The sequence below is a fragment of the Shewanella sp. SM23 genome, assembly GCF_025654295.1.
GTDB lineage: Bacteria > Pseudomonadota > Gammaproteobacteria > Enterobacterales > Shewanellaceae > Shewanella > Shewanella oncorhynchi.
In genome coordinates, this window is record NZ_JAKKRM010000002.1 from 38442 (window position 1) to 53249 (window position 14808).

Genomic DNA, 14808 nt, shown 5'->3' on the forward strand with positions numbered 1-14808 from the left:
AAAGCGGTTCACATAACAAAAAAAATGCTCAATGGAGCTGAGTGAGCAGAACGTGAAAAAGCAAAGACCTGTCCATTTAGATCTGCAGACCATTCGCTTTCCTGCAACAGCGATTGTGTCAATTCTTCACCGTGTTTCCGGTGTCATCATGCTGTTCGCAGTTGGCATTCTCATTTGGTTGCTAAATTCATCTTTAGCATCAGCTGAAAGTTTCGCTGGCGTACAGTCTCTATTCGATAACTTCGTGATGAAGTTTATCCTGTGGGGCATTATGACTGCACTGGCGTATCACTTGTTTGGTGGCCTGCGCCACTTAGTAATGGATACCGGTCGTTGGGAAGAATTGTCATCGGGTGCCGCATCAGCGAAAGCTGTATTTGCCTTAACGGTAGCCTTTTCAATCATAGCGGGGATCTGGGTATGGTAACCAATGCAGCAAGTTTTGGACGCAGTGGTGTTCATGACTATATTCTACTACGCGCTAGTGCAGTGATCCTCGCCTGTTACACCATTTTCTTGGTTGGCTTTATTGCATGTAGTTCCCCTCTCACCTACGACGTCTGGCATGGCCTATTTAGTGCTCTGCCAATGAAAGTGTTTACACTTCTGACGCTGGTAGCCTTATTAGTACATGCTTGGATTGGTGTATGGCAAGTGCTGACAGATTACGTTAAGTGCACGTCGTTACGTGGTGTTTTACAGTTCACCTTTGTCGTTACCGTATTTTGTTATTTAGCGGCCGGCATTGTTATTGTGTGGGGTGTCTAAGTGAGTATTCCAGTACGCGAATTTGATGCTGTAGTGATCGGTGCCGGTGGCGCTGGTATGCGTGCAGCGCTGCAGATTTCCAAAGAAGGTAAAAGCTGTGCGCTTTTATCAAAAGTATTCCCAACCCGTTCTCATACCGTATCTGCGCAGGGTGGTATCACTGTTGCGTTAGGTAACGCCCATGAAGATCATTGGGAACAACACATGTACGATACCGTGAAAGGTTCCGATTTTATCGGTGACCAAGAAGCGATCGAGTTCATGTGTAAAACCGGTCCTGAAGCCGTGATTGAACTTGAGCAAATGGGTTTGCCTTTCTCTCGTTTCGAAAATGGTACGATTTACCAACGTCCATTTGGTGGTCAATCTAAGAACTTTGGTGGCGAGCAGGCTGCGCGTACTGCGGCAGCTGCCGACCGTACTGGTCATGCTTTGCTTCACTGTTTATATCAACAAAACGTTAAGCATAAGACGCAAGTCTTCTCAGAATGGTATGCATTAGATCTCGTTAAAAACGATGATGGCGCCGTTGTGGGTTGTACTGCGATTGAAATTGAAACGGGCGATATCGTTTATTTCAAAGCTAAAGCAACGATTCTTGCGACTGGCGGTGCAGGGCGTATTTACGCTTCGACAACTAACGCGCATATCAACACCGGTGACGGCGTAGGTATGGCAATGCGTGCTGGCGTGCAAATGCAAGACATGGAAATGTGGCAATTCCACCCAACTGGCATCGCTGGCGCGGGTGTACTTGTGACTGAAGGTTGTCGTGGTGAAGGCGGTTATCTACTGAACAAAGACGGCGAGCGTTTCATGGAGCGTTATGCCCCTAACGCGAAAGATTTGGCATCACGTGACGTGGTAGCACGTTCAATGATGACTGAAATCCGCGAAGGTCGTGGTTTAGACGGTCCATTAGGCCCACACTGTTTACTGAAGCTTGATCACTTAGGTAAAGAAACATTAGAAGCACGTTTACCAGGCGTGTGTGAATTGTCTCGTACTTTTGCCCATATCGATCCAGCCGATGGTCCAATTCCAGTACTACCAACGTGTCATTATATGATGGGCGGTCTACCAACTAAGGTCAGTGGTCAAGTTATTCGTAAGAATGAAGACGGCACTGAACAAGATGTTATTGGTCTGTTCGCTGTGGGTGAGATTGCCTGTGTATCTGTACATGGTGCAAACCGTTTAGGTGGTAACTCACTGCTTGATTTAGTGGTCTTTGGCCGCGCAGCGGGTCAGCATTTAGGTAAAGCTTTGGATGAGACTGACGATCCAAAAGACGCAAGTGATGCGGATATTGCTGCCTCTCTGGCGCGTCTGAATCGTTGGGAAAGCAACAAAGATGGCGAAGACCCAGCGCAAATCCGTAAGGATCTGCAACTGTGTATGCAATTAAACTTCTCTGTATTCCGTCGTGGCGATGCTATGGCTGAAGGGTTAGAGCAGTTGAAAGTGATTCGTGAACGTCTTGCAAATGCTAAATTGTCTGATAACTCTCGTGAATTCAATACTCAACGTATTGAATGTTTAGAGTTAGATAACTTGATGGCAACGGCAATCGCCACGGCTTATGCGGCTAACTTCCGTACCGAAAGCCGCGGTGCTCACTCACGTGAAGATTATTTAGAGCGTGATGATGAGAACTGGTTATGCCACAGCTTATTTGACCCAATCACTGAAACGATGGATCGTCGTGCAGTGAACATGGCACCTAAGTTACGTGAAGCATTCCCGCCGAAGAAACGTACCTACTAGGAGTTGCAAAGATGAAATTGACATTTGCAGTTTATCGCTACAATCCTGACGTAGATACTAAACCGTATATGCAGGATTACAGCTTAGAAGTGGCTGAAGGCTCTGACATGATGGTGCTCGATGCACTGATCAAGTTGAAAGAGCAAGATCCGACTTTGTCATTCCGTCGCTCATGCCGTGAAGGCGTGTGTGGTTCAGACGGCGTGAACATGAATGGTAAGAATGGTCTGGCGTGTATTACCCCAATTTCAACCTTTAAAGGCAAGAAATTAGAAATACGTCCATTACCAGGTATGCCAGTTGTTCGTGACTTAGTTGTTGATTTAACTCAGTTCTATAAGCAGTATGAGAAGATCAAGCCTTACCTCATCAATGATGAGAAACAACCTGCTCGTGAACACTTACAATCCCCTGAAGAGCGTGCTCATTTAGATGGTTTGTACGAATGTATCATGTGTGCCTGTTGTTCTACGGCTTGCCCATCATTCTGGTGGAATCCTGATAAGTTTATCGGTCCAAGCGGTCTGCTTCATGCATATCGTTTCTTGATCGACAGTCGCGATACAGCTACAGAAGAACGTTTATCTGAGCTGGACGACGCCTATAGCGTGTTCCGTTGCCATGGCATCATGAACTGCGTTGACGTTTGTCCAAAAGGTCTTAATCCGACTAAAGCAATTGGTCATATTAAGTCCATGCTGTTGAAGCGAGCAGTGTAATGCGAGAACCCGAGCTGAAACCAATAATAATATAGCTCTTGAAGAGTCACTTTCTGGTAGCAGAAGGTGACTCTTTTGCGTATGTAATGGAAGACAACGCGCCGTATATCTGGACATCTAGGGGCGGCAGAAATTATGCGTCGAAGGTAATCTCTACAGACTGCATATTTAATACTATGGCTAAGCACGTGTATAAAGTTTGAAAGGAATAGAAATGCACCAAGGCATCATGAAAGCCTGGCTCGAATCATCTCACTTAAGTGGTGCAAATTCGACCTACGTAGAAGAGATGTATGAAGCCTATCAAGAAGACCCACAGTCAGTCGCTGATGATTGGCGTGCGGTATTTGATAATCTCCCTCCTGTGAACGGTGCCTCTGTTGATGCGCCTGAAGCTGCTCACTCAAAAGTACGTGATTATTTTCGCAGTTTAGCGTTAGAAGGTCGCCATAAGAGCTCGGCTCGTGTGACGGATCCTGAAATGGATGCTAAACAAGTTAAAGTCCTGCAATTAATTAACGCCCATCGTTTCCGTGGTCACCAAGGTGCTAATCTTGATCCCCTCGAACTGTGGAAACGTGAACCCGTAGCTGATTTAGATCCTGCCTTCCACGGCTTGACTAAAGAAGACATGGAACGTGAGTTTAATACAGGTTCTTTTGCTCATGGTGGCGAAACCATGAAGCTCGCGGATTTGGTAAAAGCGCTGAAAGCCACCTACTGTGGTTCTATCGGTGCTGAATATATGCACATTACCGATACCGATGAGAAACGCTGGATCCAACAACGTCTCGAACCTTCCTTAGGTAAAGCTAACTACGATAAAAGTGTTAAGACACGCATTCTTGAAGGCCTTAACGCCGCAGAAGGTATTGAAAAATACTTAGGTGCTAAATTCCCTGGTGCGAAACGTTTCTCGTTAGAAGGCGGTGATGCGTTAGTGCCTATGATGCGCGAAATTATTTATCGTGCAGGTGAAGCCGGTACTAAAGAAATCGTCGTCGGTATGGCTCACCGTGGTCGTCTGAACGTGTTAGTGAACGTATTAGGTAAGCGTCCAGCTGAACTGTTTGACGAGTTCGCAGGTAAGCATGCTGATACCCACGGTTCTGGTGACGTTAAGTACCACCAAGGTTTCTCCTCTGATTTCGAAACGCCGGGCGGCAATGTGCATTTAGCACTGGCCTTCAACCCATCGCACCTTGAAATCGTTAACCCTGTGGTCATTGGTTCTGTACGTGCCCGTCAAGACCGTCGCGGTTGTAAGGATGGCTTACAAGTCATGTCTATTACTATTCATGGTGACTCTGCAATTGCGGGTCAAGGGATAGTACAAGAGACATTCAACATGTCTCAAACCCGTGGCTTTAAAGTCGGCGGCAGTATTCGCATCGTAGTGAACAACCAAGTGGGCTTCACGACGTCTAACCATGCGGATACTCGTTCGACTGAATACTGTACTGACATCGCTAAGATGGTTCAGGCACCGATTTTCCACGTTAACTCTGATGATCCCGAAGCCGTTGCTTTTGTGTCGCAGTTAGCCGTTGATTATCGTAACGAGTTCAAACGTGATGTGGTGGTTGAATTAGTGTGTTATCGCCGTCATGGCCATAACGAAGCCGATGAGCCAAGTGCAACTCAGCCGCTGATGTATGCCAAGATCAAGAAACACCCAACGCCACGTAAGATTTATGCAGACAAGCTAATCGCTGAAAACGTGATGGCAGCTGATGATGTGACTGGTCTTATCAATAATTACCGTGATGCATTAGATCAAGGTGATTGTGTGGTTAAAGAATGGCGCCCAATGACGCTGCATTCTGTTGACTGGACTCCGTATATCGGTCGTGAGTGGGACGAAGCGTATCAAGCCTCTATGTCGGCTGAGCGTTTACAAAGTCTGGCTGACAAACTGAGCTATGTACCTGAAAGTCATCCATTGCAATCACGGGTTGCTAAGATTTATAGCGACCGTTTAGCGATGGCAAAAGGCGAGAAGCCACTCGATTGGGGTTTTGCAGAAACGCTGGCTTATGCCTCAATTCTGGAAGACAACAAGCGTGTACGTATTACAGGTCAGGATTCTGGCCGCGGTACTTTCTTCCATCGTCATGCTGTATTGCACAATCAAAACGATGGCACGACTTACATGCCACTGCGCAATATTGCTGATGAACAAGGCCCAATTGATATTACTGACTCAGTATTATCTGAAGCCTCAGTACTGGCGTTTGAGTATGGTTATGCCACAGCAGAACCCGGCGGATTGACTATTTGGGAAGCCCAGTTTGGTGACTTTGCTAACTGTGCCCAAGTGGTAATCGATCAGTTCTTGTCATCGGGTGAGCAGAAGTGGGGCCGTTTATGTGGTCTGACTATGTTGTTACCCCATGGCTATGAAGGTCAAGGCCCTGAGCATTCAAGCGCCCGTTTAGAGCGTTTCTTGCAGATGTGTGCTAACCACAATATGCAAGTGTGTGTGCCTTCAACACCTGCACAGGTCTACCATATGTTGCGCCGCCAAGTGGTGCGTCCTATGCGTCGTCCACTTATCGTCATGTCGCCTAAGTCATTACTACGTCATCCATTAGCGGTTTCAAGCTTGGAAGAATTAGCCAATGGCAGTTTCCAAAATGTGATCGGTGAAATCGATACCTTGGAAGCAAGCAAGGTTGACCGAGTTGTCTTCTGCAGTGGTAAGGTTTACTTCGAACTGCTGGAAAAACGTCGTAAAGAAAATATCACTAACGTAGCGTTAATCCGTGTCGAACAGTTATATCCGTTCCCACATGATGAAATGATCGTTGCTTTGGCTGATTACCAACATGTGAAAGATTTTGTTTGGTGTCAGGAAGAGCCACAGAACCAAGGTGCTTGGTACTCTAGTCAACACCATTTCTGGGCCGCGGTTCCTGCAGGTGCACAGTTAACTTATGCTGGTCGTGAAGCGTCAGCTGCACCAGCGTGTGGTTACCCTGAGTTGCACACTCATCAGCAAGAATCTTTAGTGAACAGTGCCCTGAAACTTACAATCGCACTGTAGTAATAGACATTTTATAAAAGGATAGTTTTTCATGAGTATCGAAATCAAGGTACCCGTACTACCAGAATCTGTTGCCGATGCCACGATTGCCACTTGGCATGTGAAAGTGGGCGAGCAAGTTTCTCGTGATCAAAACCTGGTTGATATTGAAACCGATAAAGTGGTTCTTGAAGTGGTTGCGCCAGAAGATGGCCACATTGGCGAGTTTTTGTTTGAAGAAGGCGCCACTGTTCTAGGTGAACAAGTGATCGCTAAATTCATCGCCGGTGCTGTATCGGGCAAAGAAGTCACTAAAGCGCAAGCTGAAGCGGCAACGCCAGCAGCTGAAACCAGCGATGAAAGCAGTGATGCGTTAAGCCCATCTGTACGCCGTTTACTGGCTGAGCACAATGTTGATGCCAGCAAAGTAAAAGGCACTGGTGTGGGTGGTCGTATTACTAAAGAAGACGTAGAAGCCTTCGTTAAGTCTGCCCCTAAAGCTGCGGCGCCAGCAGCACCTGCTGTAGCTCCGTTAGCGGCTGGCCGTAGCGAGAAGCGCGTACCAATGACACGTCTGCGTAAGACAATCGCAAACCGTTTGTTAGAAGCGAAAAACTCTACCGCTATGCTCACGACGTTTAACGAAGTGAACATGAAGCCCATCATGGATATCCGTAAGCAATACCAAGATATCTTTGAAAAGCGCCACGGTATCCGTTTAGGCTTTATGTCTTTCTACATCAAAGCCGTGACTGAAGCGCTGAAACGTTTCCCAGAAGTCAACGCGTCTATTGATGGCGATGATATCGTCTATCACAACTACTTCGACATCAGCATCGCAGTATCAACACCACGTGGTCTGGTAACACCAGTGTTACGTGACACAGATACCATGAACTTAGCTGAAATCGAAAAAGCAGTTCGTGACTTAGCCCTTAAAGGCCGTGACGGTAAGCTGACTGTGGCTGACATGACTGGCGGTAACTTCACTGTGACTAACGGTGGTGTTTTCGGTTCACTGATGTCTACACCGATCCTTAACCTGCCACAAAGTGCGATTTTAGGCATGCATGCCATTAAAGATCGCCCAATGGCAGTCAATGGTCAGGTTGAAATCCTGCCCATGATGTACCTAGCACTCTCATATGACCATCGTATTGTTGATGGCCGTGAGTCTGTTGGTTTCTTGGTTGCGATTAAAGACTTCCTAGAAGACCCAACTCGTCTGCTGCTTGATCTGTAACACAACTCGATAAGAGATTGCGCTTAAAGAAATAGCCAGACATACCCTCGTGACTGGCCCAAACGGGCCAGTTGGATTTGATTAGAAGTATACGGATAGATCATCATGAATTTGCATGAGTATCAGGCAAAATCCTTATTTGCCGAATATGGTTTACCAGTGTCAGAAGGTTTTGCATGTGATACAGCCCAAGAAGCTGTAGAAGCGGCAGGCCATATTGGCGGAAATTTATGGGTTGTTAAGTGTCAAGTACACGCAGGCGGCCGCGGTAAAGCAGGTGGCGTTAAAGTCACTGGCGATAAAGAAGAAATCAGAGCCTTTGCCGAACACTGGTTAGGCAAAAATCTGGTGACTTATCAAACTGATGAGAAAGGCCAGCCAGTTGCTAAAATTTTAGTAGAAAGCTGTACCGACATCGCTAACGAACTGTACTTAGGTGCCGTTGTTGACCGCGCGACTCGTCGTGTTGTGTTCATGGCGTCGACTGAAGGTGGTGTTGAAATTGAGAAAGTGGCAGAAGAAACGCCAGAACTCATCCACACTGCAATCATAGATCCTTTGACTGGCCCACAAGGTTATCAAGCACGTGATCTTGGCTTCAAGTTAGGTTTAAACCCAACTCAAATGAAGCAGTTCACTAAGATTTTCATGGGTCTGGCGACTATGTTCGTTGATCATGATTTCGCATTGCTTGAAATCAACCCACTGGTTATTACCACTGAAGGCAACCTACACTGTCTAGACGGTAAAATCGGTATCGACGGTAACGCACTTTACCGTCAACCAAAAATCAAAGGCATGCACGATCCATCACAGGATGATGCCCGCGAAGCTCACGCTGCTAAGTTCGAGCTGAACTACGTTGCATTAGACGGTAACGTTGGCTGTATGGTGAACGGTGCTGGTCTTGCGATGGGTACTATGGATATCGTTAACTTGCACGGTGGCAAGCCAGCGAACTTCTTAGACGTAGGCGGCGGCGCGACGAAAGAACGTGTAGCTGAAGCATTCAAAATCATTCTGTCTGACAGCAATGTGAAAGCGGTTCTGGTTAACATTTTCGGCGGTATCGTACGTTGTGACATGATCGCAGAAGGTATTATCGGCGCTGTTAAAGAAGTGGGCGTTAAAGTACCTGTTGTGGTTCGTTTAGAAGGTACTAACGCTGAACTTGGCCGTGAAGTATTAGCTAAATCAGGTCTAGATATCATTGCAGCTACCAGTCTAACTGACGCGGCTGAGCAAGTAGTTAAAGCTGCGGAGGGCAAATAATGTCTGTCTTAATCAATAAAGATACCAAGGTAATTTGCCAAGGTTTCACTGGCGGTCAAGGTACATTCCACTCACAACAAGCTATCGATTACGGTACGCAAATGGTGGGTGGTGTGTCTCCTGGTAAAGGCGGTCAAACTCACTTAGGTCTACCAGTGTTTAACACGGTAAAAGATGCTGTTGCTGCAACTGGCGCAACGGCAACTGTGATCTATGTACCGGCACCATTTTGTAAAGACGCCATCCTTGAAGCTATCGACGGTGGCATCGAGCTAATCGTTTGTATCACTGAAGGCATTCCTACACTGGACATGCTGCAAGTTAAAGTGAAGCTTGAAGAAACTGGCGTTCGCATGATTGGCCCTAACTGCCCAGGTGTTATCACCCCAGGTGAATGTAAGATCGGCATCATGCCAGGTCACATCCACTTAAAAGGCAAAGTGGGTATCGTTTCACGTTCAGGTACTCTGACCTATGAAGCGGTTAAGCAAACGACTGATGAAGGTTTCGGCCAATCTACTTGCGTAGGTATCGGTGGTGACCCAATCCCAGGTACTAACTTCATCGACGTATTGGAAATGTTCCAAAACGATCCACAGACTGAAGCGATTGTAATGATCGGTGAAATCGGTGGTAACGCTGAAGAAGATGCGGCTGCTTACATCAAAGCACACGTAACTAAGCCTGTTGTGTCTTACATTGCTGGTGTAACTGCACCTGCTGGTAAGCGTATGGGCCATGCTGGCGCGATTATCGCTGGCGGTAAAGGTACTGCAGAAGACAAATTTGCTGCATTAGAAGCAGCGGGCGTGACAACTGTCCGCTCGCTTGCTGATATCGGTAAAGCGCTGCGTATTCGTACAGGTTGGTAAGCTAACCTTTTCGAATAAAAAAGGCGCCTAAGGCGCCTTTTTTATTGGCGGTAATTTACGCAGCGAATCGCAGTAAATAACAGGAATGGGATTGAGCTAACACCATGAAGACTAGATATTTTTTCTTCTACGGGTTAGATTAATGCTTCTCTACTCCGCGCTCGTCTGTGTCATTGGCGAGGATAATGTGAGTAGAGCCATTAACCATGAGCTAAGTGCTTATGGCTTCAGTGCTGTTCTGCAAAAAATCTTGAACTCAAATTTATTTAACACGGTTGCAGTCTATCGTTGCGAGCGTATTTGTTTTATGGGGCTTATCGCATTGGGGGAGGGTAAGCAACAGAGTCGATGTTAGCCACAGTAACGGCTTAAACATCACATTTTTTTACGAGGGAAAAACTGTGAAAACACCTAAAATCATTATTTCGGAAATTGACTTAGAAAGACTAGAGCGATTATTGGAGTCACTGCCGGCAAATGCGTTTCCGGGCAAAGCGGCATTGGAGGCTGAATTAGACAGAGCCGATATTGTGCCTGCATCACAGGTGCCCGCGAATGTGGTGACCATGAATTCAGAAGTGAAGTTTAGCGTTTCATCCAGTAATGAGACTTTCTGTTTACGTTTAGTGTATCCAAAAGACGTGAACGGCGCGGGCACGATTTCTATTTTGGCGCCAGTGGGCAGCGCATTATTAGGGCTCTCTCAAGGTGATGAAATTGAATGGCCAGGTCCGGGTGGTTCTATGGTAAAAGTGCGTATTGAAGAAATCCTGTATCAGCCTGAGCGCAGTGGTGATTTCCACCGTTAAGCTTGAGGTATTGGCGTAGTGTCGTTGACGTTACGCCAGTGCACTTTAAGCGAACCATTGGTTGATTTTTAAGTGCCATTTTTGAAGGAGCAAAGATGATAACCCAAACTGAACGGTTAATTATTCGACCATTTACTGAGCAAGATTGTGAAGCGCTTTATTTGATGAACAGTAATCCCGAGATGCTAAAGTACATTCCCACCGCGGCATTTACAGCTCGCGAGCAGGCGGTTGAGTTGTTTCACAAGGTGATCCAAGTCGATTATCTGCAACATGGTTTTGGTCGTTGGGCGGTAGAGCATAAAGCTGATAAGCGGGTGATTGGTTTTTGTGGTCCGAAATTTATTCCAGAATTCAGCGAAGTCGAACTAGGTTATCGTTATTTCCCTGAGTATTGGGGAACAGGAATTGGTACTGAGGCCGCATTTGCTGCATTAGCCGAATTTAAACGTTTTGGCATTGACCAGACGATTGCACTTATCTTAGCAGGGAATCTCGGTTCGGAAGGCGTAGCTAAGCGTGTGGGCATGTATTGGCGTGAGCAAAATGAGTTTATGGGCCATAAAGTGAATATCTACGCCAAGGTGTTATAGCGGTTTGCCCGTAAACATCATCCAATAAAAAACCAGCCTTAGGCTGGTTTTTTGCTTAATGCTTTATAAACACAATGGCCGACTTAGGCGTCGTTATGCTCACAGGTATCGTTGGTGCAAGTGCCGTACAAATATAAGCTGTGATTAGTCAGCTTAATGTTGTGTTTCATGGCAATTTCATCTTGACGACGTTCGATGACTTCATCTGAAAACTCAATCACTTTGCCACACGATAGGCAAACTAAGTGATCATGATGATGCTGAGTCGATAGTTCGAAAACGGCTTTACCGCTCTCAAAATGATGGCGACTGACAATACCTGCATCATCAAATTGGTTTAACACACGGTAGACGGTGGCTAGACCAATTTCTTCACCGATATCGAGCAGCTTCTTGTACAAATCTTCTGCACTGATATGTTGGTTTTCAGGTCCTTGCATCAGTTCTAGGATCTTGACTCGTGGCAGGGTAATTTTCAAACCCGCTTTTTTTAGCGCTTGATTTCCATCTGTCATTGCTAATCTCTTGATTGCAGAACCAATAGGTTCATCCGTGGATAGTGTTTGCCATTATAGGTGCTCAGGTTGAAAACTTAAACCTTTGTTCTGGCTTTCTAGGGCGATATGCAGATAAATTGTGTCAATAGGCGTTAAATCACAATATTTTGCGGCAATTCAAGCATAGTTTTTGTATGGTTATACCAAGGAATAATATTCACGGCTGCCAAAGTCAGTGAAAATAATTCAAATAAATAAAATAATAAGGAATCGGCATGTACCAGCAAATTGTGGTGTTAACCGGCGCAGGGATCTCTGCTGAGTCGGGTTTACGCACCTTTCGCGATCAAGATGGTCTGTGGGAAGAGCATCATATTGAAGACGTTGCTACACCAGAAGGGTATGAACGTGATGCTGAATTGGTAGAGCGATTTTACAATAGTCGTTGGTTGCAACTGCACAGTGGCACGGTTGAACCCAATGCAGCGCATGTGGCCTTGGCAAAGTTGGAAGCGGACTTTAAAGGTCAATTACTTATCATCACACAAAATATTGATGATCTGCATGAGCGTGCGGGCTCGCGCCGTCTATTGCATATGCACGGTGAATTATCCAAAGGCCGTTGTCCGCGCTCACGTCAGACCTTTATTTTACGTGAGCCCTTTGGTGCCGATAATTGCTGTACTTGCTGTATTCCGGCTCAGCGATTACGCCCCCATGTGGTGTGGTTTGGTGAAATGCCCTTAGGGATGGATCGAATTCACGATGCGCTCGATAACTGCGACTTGTTTATTGCCATTGGCACCTCTGGCACTGTGTATCCTGCCGCGGGCTTTGTGGATACTGCTAACCATCATGGGGCTCAAACAGTCGAAGTGAATATGATGGCACCCGATAGACACAGTCAGTTTCAATATCACCTCACAGGAAAAGCGGGGGAGTTAGTGCCTCAGTTGGTTGATACCATTTTAGCGGGTCGAGTGATTGGCAGTGAGTCGAACGCATGAGCGAAAAAGTTGCGATTATAATGCGTGGCTTACCGGGCAGTGGTAAATCACATTGGGTTGAAACTTACATTCTTTCCCTTCCTTTAGAAAAAGCCATTGGCGTGCGGCAACGTGGCGTATTTTCGACCGATAGTTTTTTCTACCATGAAGATGAATACCGTTTCGATGCCAAGAAATTACCTGAGTTTCATCAATGTAATTTGACGGGGTTTATTCAGGCACTTTCTTCAAGCGAGCCCGTGGTGATTTGTGACAATACCAATCTGTGCCACTGGGAATACATGGCCTATGAAGCGGCGGCAAAAGCCTTAGGTTATCAAGTTAGAATTGTGCTTGTGGGTGAACCAAGCAGTCTGGCTCATCAGCAGGAATGCGCCAAACGTAATCGCCACGGCGTTCCTTTGGCACAAATTCAGCGGATGGCGAAGGTATTTGAAGATTTTTAATTTCAGGTACTTACTTATGTTGAGTGTTGTGATCTGTAGCAATCAATTTTAGGTATGGGTCCCGCAGTGTTTTCGCCCTGTCATAAGTCTGTTGTACTCTGTTTCAACGTTCTGCTTTGTCTATGTGTATGTGCATGTGTGTGGCTCATACATTCGCCTTATCTATTTGACTGTGCACTTTAAGCTTGATCCCAAAGACAGTTTATCCACATAAGTCTGCGTATAATGCGCTAACTTGTGTGGCATTGAAGGGTCAATGCAAGATTGCTGCTGGCTTGATCGAGACAATTGAGCACAAGCGGACGTTTATCAGAGGAAAGAGCCATGCTCATTAAAATTTTACTAACAGTCTTAGTCATTGCTGGCGCTTGGTTTTTACTGGTGAAACGCAAGCGTCAGATTGAACCTCAGGCTGTTAATCTCAGTTCAAAGCGTTTTAGTGAACCGCTGTGGCGCCGATACCTGTTGACCGGTGTGTTTGTAGTGATTGGATTTAGCCTGCTGAGTTACAGTGTTTGGTATTGGCGCGATCAGCATAGAATTGTCACTGTGAGAATTGTGTCACCGAATGCCGACAATAACGGCGAGTATCGTGTGCGAAAAGGGGATATCTCAGACTCGAAAATGGTCACTATCGATGGCATCCATATTCGCTTTTCGACCCAAGAACGGTTGGCAATTATCGAAACCGACTAAGGCATATTTATTTTACTAAATTACCTTGCACGCCTTTTCATTGCCAACTTATGCGGTAAACTAGCGACAATTTTTTAGCCTGCACTTAAGTGGAATCGTTAACTTAAGTTTTTTTTCAGGAGGACAAATGATTACTGCTTATGTCTATGATAATCGTCACCTTACTGTGACAGAGCTCGGCATACTGGACAGTATTCCCGCGTCGACCATTTGGTTAGATCTGTATAAACCCGATGATGAGGAGCGAGAGTGGTTAAGTCATTTTTCTGTTGAAGAAGTGCCTGACGAAGAAGATATCAATGAAATTGAGGCCTCAGCACGTTTTTATCAAAACAGTGACGGCTTGCATATTAATTCGTTATTCCCACAGCGTGTCGGCCAAGATGTGCGCGGCGTTAACGTTTCCTTCAACCTTCGTAGCAATTTTTTACTGACAATTCGTGAAGAAGACGTAGGTCTTATCCGTTTGCTGCGTAACTATTTGCGTTTAGGGCGGTTAGAAGTATCGACACCGCAGGAATTGTTTCTCGAATTATTTAATCTGAAAGTGGATTATCTATCTGACTTAATTGAAGACGTTTACACTGTACTTGAAAATGTCGGTGAGCAAGTATTTGATAACGATGAACTTGACGATGTATTTAAACTTATCACTCTGCAAGAAGACTCTAATGGTAAAATCCGATTAAGTTTGCTCGATACTCAGCGTTCACTGCGTTATATGCAGCGTTATTATCGTGGCCAGTTATCCGATGAACATTTAAAGGACTTGCGGGAAATGTTGTCGGATATCGAGTCGCTGATGCCCCACAGTCAGTTTATTTTCGATAAGTTAAACTTTCTGCTCGATGCGGCCATGGGTTTCAGTGGTCTGCAACAGAACAAAATCATCAAAATCTTCTCGGTTGCCGCAGTGGTGTTTCTACCACCGACCTTGATTGCCAGTAGTTATGGGATGAACTTTACCAGCATGCCTGAGCTTGAGTGGCAATACGGTTATCCTATGGCGATTGTGATGATGTTAGCCAGTGCCGCAGGTACTTACTTCTTCTTTAAACGTAAGCATTGGTTATAAGCCTGGCGCGAGCTGTGTT

The 14808-nt window shown here is 45.8% G+C and carries 15 protein-coding genes; 14 read left to right on the forward strand and 1 reads right to left on the reverse strand.

Going from position 1 to position 14808, the window contains the following annotated elements; translation table 11 throughout:
• Positions 1–31: 31 nt before the first annotated feature.
• The 10 genes from sdhC to L5L98_RS03365 all read left to right on the forward strand — a co-directional run bounded on the left by sdhC (position 32) and on the right by L5L98_RS03365 (position 11068).
• Positions 32–427: a succinate dehydrogenase, cytochrome b556 subunit gene (sdhC, locus tag L5L98_RS03320; RefSeq protein ID WP_012089416.1), complete on the forward strand. Its 396-nt coding sequence runs from the start codon at positions 32–34 to the stop codon at positions 425–427.
• Complete coding sequence (sdhD, locus tag L5L98_RS03325; protein WP_028759700.1) at positions 421–768, forward strand: succinate dehydrogenase, hydrophobic membrane anchor protein; 348 nt, start codon at positions 421–423, stop codon at positions 766–768. The genes sdhC and sdhD overlap by 7 nt, the downstream gene beginning before the upstream one ends.
• Positions 769–2535 carry a succinate dehydrogenase flavoprotein subunit gene (gene sdhA, locus L5L98_RS03330; protein WP_105252695.1) on the forward strand — a complete coding sequence of 589 codons (1767 nt, stop codon included), beginning with the start codon at positions 769–771 and terminating at the stop codon, positions 2533–2535.
• 11 nt (positions 2536–2546) lie between these two features.
• Positions 2547–3254: a succinate dehydrogenase iron-sulfur subunit gene (locus L5L98_RS03335; RefSeq protein ID WP_028759701.1), complete on the forward strand. Its 708-nt coding sequence runs from the start codon at positions 2547–2549 to the stop codon at positions 3252–3254.
• A 214-nt stretch (positions 3255–3468) separates the two neighbouring features.
• Positions 3469–6300 (forward strand): 2-oxoglutarate dehydrogenase E1 component, encoded by a 2832-nt coding sequence (sucA, locus tag L5L98_RS03340; RefSeq protein ID WP_263138509.1) that lies wholly within the window; start codon positions 3469–3471, stop codon positions 6298–6300.
• 31 nt (positions 6301–6331) lie between these two features.
• A complete protein-coding gene (gene odhB, locus L5L98_RS03345; protein WP_006081977.1) occupies positions 6332–7522 on the forward strand; it encodes a 2-oxoglutarate dehydrogenase complex dihydrolipoyllysine-residue succinyltransferase in 1191 nt (396 codons plus the stop codon).
• A gap of 105 nt (positions 7523–7627) precedes the next feature.
• A complete protein-coding gene (sucC, locus tag L5L98_RS03350; RefSeq protein WP_006081976.1) occupies positions 7628–8794 on the forward strand; it encodes an ADP-forming succinate--CoA ligase subunit beta in 1167 nt (388 codons plus the stop codon).
• Complete coding sequence (sucD, locus tag L5L98_RS03355; protein WP_263138513.1) at positions 8794–9666, forward strand: succinate--CoA ligase subunit alpha; 873 nt, start codon at positions 8794–8796, stop codon at positions 9664–9666. The genes sucC and sucD overlap by 1 nt, the downstream gene beginning before the upstream one ends.
• A 401-nt stretch (positions 9667–10067) precedes the next feature.
• Positions 10068–10475, forward strand: a complete 408-nt coding sequence (gene rnk, locus L5L98_RS03360; RefSeq protein WP_028759704.1) for a nucleoside diphosphate kinase regulator — start codon at positions 10068–10070, stop codon at positions 10473–10475.
• A gap of 95 nt (positions 10476–10570) precedes the next feature.
• Positions 10571–11068, forward strand: a complete 498-nt coding sequence (locus L5L98_RS03365) for a GNAT family N-acetyltransferase (protein ID WP_263138516.1) — start codon at positions 10571–10573, stop codon at positions 11066–11068.
• 83 nt (positions 11069–11151) lie between these two features.
• On the opposite strand, the gene fur is transcribed toward L5L98_RS03365, so the two are convergent.
• Positions 11152–11583, reverse strand: a complete 432-nt coding sequence (gene fur / locus L5L98_RS03370; protein WP_028759706.1) for a ferric iron uptake transcriptional regulator — start codon at positions 11581–11583, stop codon at positions 11152–11154.
• 257 nt (positions 11584–11840) lie between these two features.
• Here fur and cobB point away from each other — a divergent pair, with 257 nt between their 5' ends.
• The 4 genes from cobB (at position 11841) to corA (ending at position 14789) form a co-directional block, all read left to right on the forward strand.
• Positions 11841–12572, forward strand: coding sequence for a Sir2 family NAD+-dependent deacetylase (gene cobB / locus L5L98_RS03375; protein ID WP_263138521.1), 732 nt, complete (start codon positions 11841–11843; stop codon positions 12570–12572).
• Positions 12569–13018 carry an ATP-binding protein gene (locus L5L98_RS03380; RefSeq protein ID WP_198572329.1) on the forward strand — a complete coding sequence of 150 codons (450 nt, stop codon included), beginning with the start codon at positions 12569–12571 and terminating at the stop codon, positions 13016–13018. The genes cobB and L5L98_RS03380 overlap by 4 nt, the downstream gene beginning before the upstream one ends.
• Positions 13019–13342: 324 nt before the next feature.
• On the forward strand, positions 13343–13714 hold the full coding sequence (locus L5L98_RS03385; RefSeq protein ID WP_028759709.1) for a hypothetical protein: 372 nt from the start codon (positions 13343–13345) through the stop codon (positions 13712–13714).
• Between the two features lie 127 nt (positions 13715–13841).
• Entirely contained in the window at positions 13842–14789 is a 948-nt protein-coding gene (gene corA, locus L5L98_RS03390) for a magnesium/cobalt transporter CorA (RefSeq protein WP_028759710.1), read from the forward strand.
• Positions 14790–14808: the final 19 nt, after the last annotated feature.